Here is a 7375-nt window from a genome sequence, read left to right as displayed (position 1 = left end):
CCCGAGCGGCAGCGCCGAGCTGGTGGGCTGCCACGGCCAAACCCTCTGGCACCGGCCGCCCCAGAGCGATCGCCGCGGCAGCAGCTGGCAATTGCTGCAGGGCCCGCTGCTGGCTCAACTGCTGCAGCGGCCCGTGGTGTTCGACTTTCGCGCCGCCGATCTGGCCCTGGGGGGGCAGGGGGCACCCCTGGTGCCGGCCGCCGATGCAGCCTTGCTACCCGCCATCGGCGGCTGGCGGGCCCTGCTGAACCTCGGTGGCATCGCCAACCTCACCTTGCTGCCACCCGCCTCGGGGCCCGATCGGAGTTCGCCCGTTCAGGGCTGGGACTGCGGCCCCGCCAACACCCTGCTGGATCTGGCGGCAGTCCACTTCAGCGGAGGCACCCAGCGTTTCGATGCCGGTGGCGCCTGGGCCGCCCAGGGGCAGGTGGATGAGGCGCTGGTGCGGCAGTGGCTACAGGAGCCCTACCTGCAGCAGGCACCACCCAAATCCACTGGCCGCGAGCTGTTTGGCCAGCCGGATCTGGAGCGCCGCCTCAGCGCGCTGGAGGCCAGCGCCCAGGAGCGCCAGCAACCGCTCACGCCTGCCGATGCCCTGGCCACGCTGACCGCCTTCAGCGCGGGCGCGGTGGCGCAAGACCTCGCCCGCAGCCCGGCGGTGGTGGAGCTGCTGGTGGCCGGTGGCGGGGCCCGCAACACCACCTTGATGAAAGAGCTACGACACAGTTGCCGCGGCCTGCAGGTGCGCTCCCTGGCGGAGCTCGGCATCGGCGACAGCGACCGTGAAGCTCTGGCCTTTGCCTTGCTCGCCTGGTGGCATCAGCAGGGGGTGAGCGGCTCCCTGCCATCGGTCACGGGGGCGGAGCGGCCGGCGGTGCTGGGTGTCTGCGCCCGCCCGAACCTTTAAGCCGCCAGATCACGATCCACCACGAAGCGCGGGCAGAACCAGCGGGCCTTCATAGGGTGGGCCCATCGGCCAGCAAGCCCATGAGCGCCGGCAACGCACCTTCCCTCTACGAGCGGATCCGCAGCGATCAGCAGCTCACCCAGGAGCTGTTTCGCCAGGCCCTGCAAGATCCCTCAGGCGCCCTCACCCGGATCTGCAGCCTGGGCAGCGAGTGGGGGTTGCCCGTGAGCCGCGACGAGGTGAAGGCCCACCTCCAGGCGATCGACGACCCCGAAACGAAGCAATGGCTGCTCAAGGCCCGGGGCGGCCTCTAGAGCACTGCGGCGCGGGCGCCGATCGGCGCCCATCCAGCTGAAGAAGAGCCAATAGCTCACGATCGCCAGGCCGGCCGCCACCACCAGAGCCGCCACCTGTTCGAGTCGCTTCACCATGGCGCCGGCCTGTGCGTGGACTCAAAACAGTCTGCAGGGCGAGACCTCCCGGGGGAGATGATGCAATCAGGACCGGGCCCCAGACGCCCCCCACTGCATCCGCCTTGCTCCGTCTCGAACGCGTCTCCAAGATCTATCCCACCGGTGAGGTGCTGCGGGATGTCACCTGGGAGGTGAAGCCCGGCGATCGCATCGGCCTGGTGGGTGTGAACGGCGCCGGCAAATCCACCCAGATGCGGATCATCGCCGGGATGGAGGAGCCCAGCAGCGGCCAGGTGGTGAAGCAGGGCGATCCGCGCATCGTGTACCTGCAGCAGGAATTCGATGTGGATGTGCGCCGCACGGTGCGGCAGGAGCTGTTCCAGGCCTTCGGGGAGGCAGCCGCGGTGCTCAACCGCCAGCGCGAGGTGGAGGAAGAGATGGGCTCGGAGAAGGCAGCCGAGGATCCCGATCACCTCAATGAGCTGATCCACGAGCTGGGCAGCCTGCAGAGCCGGTTCGAGAGCCTGCACGGCTACGAGCTCGATGCCCGCATCGACAAATTGCTGCCCACGATCGGCTTCACGCCGGAGGGCGCCGAGCAGCTGGTAGGCGACTACTCCGGCGGCTGGCAGATGCGCATCGCCCTAGGCAAGGTGCTGCTGCAGGAGCCAGATCTGCTGCTGCTCGACGAACCCACCAACCACCTGGATGTGGAAACGATCCAGTGGCTGGAGGACTACCTCGTGGGCCAAACCTGCCCGCTGGTGGTGATCAGCCACGACCGAGCCTTCCTCGATCGGGTGTGCAATCAGATCGTGGAAACCGAGCGCGGCATCTCCCGCAGCTACCTGGGCAACTACAGCCAGCACCTGGAGCAGAAAGCGCTCGAGCGCGACGCTGGCCAGGCGGCCTTCGAGCGCCAGCAGAAAGAGCTCGCCGCCCAGCAGGCCTACATCGATCGCTTCCGCGCCAGCGCCACCCGCTCCACCCAGGCCAAGAGCCGCGAGAAGCTCCTCGACAAGGTGGAACGAATCGAAGCACCGATCGAGAGCGTCAGCGGACCGCGCTTTCAGTTCCCGCCAGCACCACGCAGCGGACGCCTGATCGCCGAGATCAAAGACCTCAGCCACAGCTACGGCGATCAGCTCCTGTTCCTGGGGGCGAATCTGGAGGTGGAACGGGGCGATCGCATCGCCTTTGTGGGCCCCAACGGCGCCGGCAAATCCACCCTGCTGCGGCTGGTGATGGGCATCGAAACGCCCGATGAAGGCGTCGCCGGGCTGGGTGAGCACAACGTGATCGCCGGCTACTTCGAGCAGAACCAGGCCGAAGCCCTGGATCTCTCCAAAACAGTGATCGACACGTTGTTTGAGGCGGTGCCCGACTGGACCCAGACCCAGGTGCGCTCCCTGCTGGGCAGTTTCTGCTTCAGCAACGATGCCGTGTTCAAGGAGGTGGGCAAGCTCTCCGGAGGTGAGAAGGCGCGGCTGGCCCTTGCACTGATGTTGCTGATGCCCTGCAATCTGGTGGTGCTCGATGAGCCCACCAACCACCTCGACATTCCGGCCAAACAGATGCTGGAGGACGCCCTGATCGAATACGAAGGCGCGGTGCTGGTGGTGAGCCACGACCGCTACTTCATTTCACGGGTGGCCAACAAGATCGTGGAGATCCGCGACGGTGACTTAGTGGTATACCGGGGCGATTACGCCTACTACCGCGAGAAAAAAGCCGAGGAGGCCGCCGCCGCCGCTGCCGCGCGTGCAGCCGCTGATCAGGAGGCCAAGCGCAAGGCCAATCGCGACAAGCAAAAGGCCAAATCCGAAGCGCGCAAGCAGAAGGCGGCCTGAGGCGCGCTCAAAACAACTTCACAATTCCCTAGGCAAGACGACTCATTGTTCTTGTCCGAGACACACAGTGTTCATACGCTGATGACTCCCCCCTAGAGAGGTCAGGCCATGGGCACCGTTCCACATCCATCCCATGCCACTGGGGCCGACCTGCTGGCCATGGGGATCGCAGCCTCCAGCTCCACCGGCCTGGATCCGGTGGAGAGCTATTTCGAATGCATCACCGCCTGCTCCATGGACGATGGGGAGTGCGTCACCCAGTGCGTGGAGGTGCTGCGCGAAGCCGACAGCTGATCGCCGCTCAACGCGATCCCATCAGGGTTGAGAGCTCCACCGGCGTCACCTGCAGTCGCAGGGTCTGACCCTGCCGCTGCAGTGTGAGCTCCATGGCGCGACCCACACCATTGCGCTCCACCAGCTGGGTGAGCTGAGCAGGGTTGCTCACGGCCTGGCCATCCACCGCCGTGATGCGATCACCGGGCCGCAGCCCCGCCCGGGCCGCCGGTCCTCCCGGCATCACGCTGCGCACCACCGCTCCAGGCATCGGGCTGCCGCTGGCATTGCGTACAGCATCGAGACCCACGCCGATCATGGCGTGGCTCACGCTGCCCTTGCTCACCAGCTGCGCTGCCACGCTGCGGGCGCGATTGATCGGAATCGCAAAGCCCAGCCCGGCGCCTGGGCCCGATCGCACCAGGGTGTTGATCCCCACCACGGCCCCATCGGCATCGAGCAACGGCCCCCCGGAATTGCCCGGGTTAATCGCCGCATCGGTCTGAATCAGCTCGAGCCGCTTGTCAGTGATCCCCAGGGCGGCGGCATTGCGGTTGAGGCTGCTCACAATGCCGAGGGTCACGGTCTGATCAAGGCCAAAGGGATTACCCACCGCAATCACCCACTCCCCCACCTGCAAGCTGTCGGAATTGCCCAAGGGCGCTACGGGCCAGGCGCCTCCACCCGCCAAACGCACCACCGCCAGATCGGTCACGCGATCAGCGCCCACCACCGTTCCTTCCACGCGGCGGCCATCGCTGAGGCCCACCGTGACCCGCGTGCTGCCCTCCACCACATGGGCGTTGGTGAGCAGCAGCCCCGAGGTGTCGTAGATAAAACCACTGCCCTGGCCCCGCTCGGTGCGCTGCGACGGCGGAATGGCACCACCCCCACCCTGGGGCAGACCAAAGAACTGCCGCAGCAGCGGATCCATAAAGGGGAAGGGCGGCAGGCTCTGGCGGCCTGGCAACACGACGGTGCGCTCGGTGTCGATCGTGACCACCGCAGGACCGGTGCGCCGCACCGCCTCCGCCACAAACGATTGGCGCGACAGCACCGCACTGGCCGCCGGCGACTGCGCCTGGGCCGCGGGGAGTGCAGTGAGCACCGGGCCGGCCAGGGCCGCAGCGAGGGCCAGGGCCAAAACCCGGGAAGGCACAGCAGCCATGACAAGCAATCCGGCGGATGTCGACCGTACGCAGGTTTTCTGCGGCGGAAAAGGGTCCAGCGCTGGTGGATTCCACCCACACCACGCCTGGCGCAACCGCGCGATGATGGACGCACTGGATTAACCACAGTCCACCGGAACACCGTCTATCCCCTCCCTGCCGGGAACCCTCGCCATGAGCTCCGAGCTATTCGCCAAGCTGCTGCCGCTGGTTTACGCGGCCTGCTTCCTCGGATTGCTCTGGCAAGCCTTCCGGATCATGGGTCGCGGCTTTGCGGCGGTGCCGCGGCCGGGTGATCAGAACCGCATTCCCCGGGGCGATCGCACTGGCCGCCTCACCATCCATCCGGAGCTGCTGGATGCCGATGGCCAGCTCACCCGCGACGACCTTCTCACCGTGCGCTTCGGAGGTGATCAGGAGCAGCCCGCCTCACCGAACGACCCCAGCTGAGCCCGCATGGGCCCTCCAGCTGGTACAACCGTTGGGTGCTTGTGGACACAGCGGAGGCTGAGTGGAGCAAAGAACCCGGATCGTGGCTGCGGTGCTCAAGGCCATCAAGCTGCCCCCCCGCTTCCAGCTGAAGCTGGTGAAGGAAGACCCTGTTCGCCTGGAGCTGATCCTCACCCCCGCCTACGGCAAGCAACCGATCCTGGTGGGTTTGGTGGAATCCCAGGATCTGGTGGCCCGCCGCGACCGCGAAGGTCGTGTGCCGCGGGACCTGCAAGGCACCTGGGATTGGACCGTGCGACACGGCAAGGTGAACACCGGCGGCTGGAACCCTTACCTCAAGGAAGCGCTGCAGACGATGTTTGAAACCGGGTTGCCGGCGATTGTGTACGAGGAAACCACCGGTGAGGTGTATCACCCGGTGGACGGCGCCCGCCACGTGCGCTGATTCACCGCGCTGAGCCAGCTCCCCGCCACCAACCCGTGCCCCTGCCGATCGAGCCGCTGCTGCCTGAACTGGTGCAGCGTCTCCCCGCCGGGGGCACGGTGCTGTTGCAAGCCCCCCCGGGCGCCGGCAAAACCACCCGGGTTCCGCTCGCCCTGCTGAAAGCCTGCAGCGGCCGCATCCTGATGCTCGAGCCCCGGCGGCTGGCGGCCAAGGCGGCAGCAGAGCGGCTGGCCGCAGAACTTGGTGAACGCGTGGGCGGACAGGTGGGCTATCGCGTGCGTCTGGAGAGCCGCATCTCCGCTGCCACGCGCATCGAGGTGTTGACCGACGGCCTGTTTCTGCGGCAGCTCCAGGCGGATCCAGGCCTTGAAGGCGTGGATGGCGTGATCTTCGATGAATTTCACGAGCGCCGCTGCGAAGCCGATGTGGCTCTCGCCCTCCTGCGCGAAGCCCGGCAGCTGCTGATGCCGGAGCTGCGGCTGCTGGTGATGTCCGCCACGCTCAACTTGCAACCCCTAGTGCAGCAACTGCCAGAGGCCGCACTGCTCACCAGCGAGGGACGCAGCCATCCGGTGAGCGTGAGCCATCAGCCAGCGCGAGAGCGCGAACCGCTGGCCGCTCAGGTGGTGCGCGCGCTGGAAGCCCACTGGCTCGATCAGCGCGTCGCCGGAGAAACCGTGCTGGTTTTCCTGCCGGGGCAGCGGGAGCTGCGCGCCTGCCAGGAGGCCATCAGCGCCACGGGCTGGGGACGGGAGCTCGAGCTGTGCCTGCTGCACGGCAATCTGCCCCTGACCGAGCAAAGCCAGGCGATTCACCCTGCCAGCAGGCCCGCGGGGAAGGTGGTGCTGGCTACGGCCATTGCCGAGAGCTCTCTCACGATCGAAGGCGTCAGCCTGGTGATTGACAGTGGCCTGAGCCGCCGCAGCCGCTTCGATCCGGTGAGCGGCATGGAGAGCCTGGTCACCGTGCCGGCGAGCCTGGCCAGCGCTGAACAGCGGGCCGGCCGCGCCGGCCGCCTCGGGCCGGGCCGCGCCCTGCGCCTATGGAGCCCTGCTGAGCAGCAACGCCGGCCCGCCTTTGATCCACCCGCGGTGATGGAGGCGGATCCCGCCCCGCTGGTGCTGCAGCTAGCCGAATGGGGGGCAGGCCTTGGCGAAACGCTGCCCTGGCTGGAGCCGCCGCCTGAAGCCCACCTACGCGAAGGGCAAGGGCTGCTGCGCCAGCTGGGTGCCCTGGAGGAGGGCGGCACGCTGAGTGCCCATGGCCGCAAGCTGGCCAACCTGGGGGTGCATCCACGCCTCGCCCAGCTGCTGCTGCGCTCCTGTGAACTGGGGGCCGTGGAGTTGGGCTGCAGCCTGGCTGCCCTGTTGAGCGAACGCGATCCCCTCTCCCAACTCGAAGCCGGCAGCGACCTGATGCGCCGGCTCGACTGGCTGCGAAGCCCCGGGCGTGATCCCCGGCGCCAGCAACTGCGCCTACTGCAACAGCAGCTGCGGCGCCAACTGCCGGAGCAGCCCCCTGCCGCAGCCTCAACCGACAACGAAGCCGCAGTCGCCGCGGAACTGCTGGCCCATGCCTACCCCGAACGGGTGGCGCTGGAGCGCACGCCGGGTTCCGGTCGCTATCTCACCCGCAGCGGCCGCGGTGCCGCACTCCACCCCAGCGACCCCCTGATGGGTAGCCCAGCCCTAGCGATTGCGGCGGCCGATGGCCGCTGCAGCGATGCTCGTATCCAGCTGGCCCTGCCGCTGGCCCTCAGCAGCCTCACAGCCCTGGCCCTGAGCGCGGGTGAAGAGCTGGCCCAGGTGTGCTGGGACAGCCAGCAACAACGCATCCGAGCAGAGCGGGAGCTGCGTCTGGGAGCCCTG

The 7375-nt window shown here is 67.6% G+C and carries 8 protein-coding genes; 7 read left to right on the top strand and 1 reads right to left on the bottom strand.

Going from position 1 to position 7375, the window contains the following annotated elements:
* The 4 genes from ACIQ2E_RS10785 to ACIQ2E_RS10770 form a co-directional block, all read left to right on the top strand.
* Nucleotides 1–907 (top strand): anhydro-N-acetylmuramic acid kinase (locus ACIQ2E_RS10785; protein ID WP_398330128.1); only part of this gene is annotated, 907 nt, incomplete at its 5' end.
* Between the two features lie 80 nt (nt 908–987).
* Complete coding sequence (locus tag ACIQ2E_RS10780; RefSeq protein ID WP_296449583.1) at nt 988–1221, top strand: hypothetical protein; 234 nt, start codon at nt 988–990, stop codon at nt 1219–1221.
* Nucleotides 1222–1442: 221 nt separating this feature from the next.
* Complete coding sequence (locus ACIQ2E_RS10775; protein WP_398330123.1) at nt 1443–3170, top strand: ABC-F family ATP-binding cassette domain-containing protein; 1728 nt, start codon at nt 1443–1445, stop codon at nt 3168–3170.
* Between the two features lie 108 nt (nt 3171–3278).
* Nucleotides 3279–3464, top strand: coding sequence for a hypothetical protein (locus ACIQ2E_RS10770; protein ID WP_398330131.1), 186 nt, complete (start codon nt 3279–3281; stop codon nt 3462–3464).
* Nucleotides 3465–3471: 7 nt separating this feature from the next.
* On the opposite strand, the gene ACIQ2E_RS10765 is transcribed toward ACIQ2E_RS10770, so the two are convergent.
* Entirely contained in the window at nt 3472–4611 is a 1140-nt protein-coding gene (locus tag ACIQ2E_RS10765; protein WP_398330120.1) for a trypsin-like peptidase domain-containing protein, read from the bottom strand.
* 175 nt (nt 4612–4786) lie between these two features.
* On the opposite strand from ACIQ2E_RS10765, the gene ACIQ2E_RS10760 reads away from it, so the two are divergent.
* The 3 genes from ACIQ2E_RS10760 to hrpB all read left to right on the top strand — a co-directional run.
* A complete protein-coding gene (locus tag ACIQ2E_RS10760) occupies nt 4787–5062 on the top strand; it encodes a DUF2973 domain-containing protein (protein ID WP_296365071.1) in 276 nt (91 codons plus the stop codon).
* A 61-nt stretch (nt 5063–5123) separates the two neighbouring features.
* Entirely contained in the window at nt 5124–5507 is a 384-nt protein-coding gene (locus tag ACIQ2E_RS10755) for a hypothetical protein (RefSeq protein ID WP_010304737.1), read from the top strand.
* A gap of 35 nt (nt 5508–5542) precedes the next feature.
* Nucleotides 5543–7375: ATP-dependent helicase HrpB (gene hrpB, locus ACIQ2E_RS10750; protein ID WP_398330116.1), on the top strand; the 1833-nt coding region annotated here is incomplete at its 3' end.

It is taken from the genome of Vulcanococcus sp., assembly GCF_044369115.1.
In the GTDB taxonomy this organism is placed as follows: domain Bacteria; phylum Cyanobacteriota; class Cyanobacteriia; order PCC-6307; family Cyanobiaceae; genus Vulcanococcus.
This window is presented reverse-complemented; position numbering and strand designations above follow the sequence as displayed.